This is a genomic window from Mycobacterium sp. TH-M15 (assembly GCF_057473705.1).
Window position 1 is genome coordinate 1 of sequence record NZ_JBYCLB010000451.1, and the last position, 1,611, is coordinate 1,611.

Annotated in this window: 1 protein-coding gene; it reads right to left on the reverse strand. The window is 72.0% G+C overall.

Annotation, left to right across the window (positions count from 1 at the left end; translation table 11 throughout):
* Positions 1 to 1,551, reverse strand: a 1,551-nt coding sequence (locus tag AC2VNT_RS10935) for a diguanylate cyclase domain-containing protein (RefSeq protein WP_486946875.1), incomplete at its 3' end; no start/stop codon positions are given.
* Positions 1,552 to 1,611 lie beyond the last annotated feature (60 nt).

Sequence of the window (1,611 nt, forward strand, 5' to 3'; positions counted from 1 at the left end):
GGCCGACACCACCGGTCCGGTGGCCTCCGGCGATGCGGCCGTGAGGGGCACATCGGGCACGAAGCTGTGGACGCACCGGCCACCCTGGCGTTTGGCGGCGTACATGGCCAGGTCCGCGTGGCGCAGCAGTTCGTCGACGGTGCAACCCGACGAGGCGGGAGCCACCGTGAAGCCGATGCTCGGCCGAACGTCCAAGGGCACCCCGTCGATGAGAATCCGCGGGGTGAAGGCGTCCAGGACGCGATGCGCCGTGGCCTGCGACTCCTCGACGGAGGCTTCGATGAGCACCGCGAATTCGTCGCCGCCGAGTCGCGCGACGGTGGCCGACTCGTCCACCGCGGCCGTGAGCCGCTCGGCGACCCGCACGAGCAGTTCGTCGCCGGCCGGGTGCCCCAACGCGTCGTTGACCAGCTTGTAGTTGTCGAGGTCGAGGCAGAGGACTGCGATCGGCGCGTCGCCCACCGGAGGGCGGGCGATGGCCTCGTTCAACCGCTGGACGAACCGGGCGCGGTTAGCCAGGCCGGTCAGGCTGTCCCGGAAGGCTTCCCGGGCGACCTCGGTCAGCAGGCGCTGGTTCTCGACGAGCACGACGAACTGGCGCGCCAGCACGGCGGCAACCAGGATTCCCAGCGCGGCGAGCATCGGTCCGTGCTGCATGTGCCCCAGCGCGTGACCCAGCCCCACCGCGACGGCCAGCAGCAACGGCAGGTACGGCAACCACAGCCGGGTGCGGTACGGGGCGTCGTCGGGCGCCGCCGGTGTCGGGGACTCGTGCGCACCGGCCAGCCCCGCCCACGTCAACAAACCCAACCCGGCCACCCGGGTCAAATCGCCCACGTCGCCGGTGTGATAGGAGCCGATCCCGGTGTGGAACACCACGGCGATGTCGGCGAGTCCGATCGTCCCGATGCCGGCGGGGACCAGGCTGCGGCTGGGCCCGTCGCTGGGGCGGACGCGCGAGAGCACCATGATCGCCGTCGTCACGAGGATGATGTCGATGAACACCTCCGTGAGCGTGGAGAGCCGCGAGCCGCTGGCCTCGCGGAGCTGCTTGTCGACGACGAACACCCAGGAGATGACGAACAGCGACGTCGCCAGGATGAGGCCGTCCAGCACCATCCGTGGGGGAGTGTAGCGGGACACGTGGGAGAACGCCACCACCGCCGCCATGGCCCCGATCGGATACAGCAGGAGCACCACTTCGGCCGCCGCGGGGTGGGTCGCGTGGTCGAGGTCGGGTCGCACGTCGTAGACCGCCCAGACGACTTCCCCCGCCGCCCAGCCCACCAGGGCCGTCGCCAGGGCCAGCCAGCCGAATCGGGAGCGGCCAACCGCGTGGCGGGCCGCGTTGGCGGCGCACCCCGCCGCGCACAGCAGGCACGCCACCGTGACGATCTCGTCGACCGGCCGGGCCCCGTACGGGCCGCGCCAGCCCCAGCGCCACGAGGCCGCGACCAGCGTCTCCGCGACGCCGTAGGCGGCGACGAGGAGCCAACCGACCCGCGCGGACACCCCCAGGTGCTGCCACGGCCTGCCGGTCGAGGGCTTCATCGCTGCGTCACCCCACTTCGCAACTTCAAAGTGCGCGGCGAGCCCTGGCGACGCGTCGCC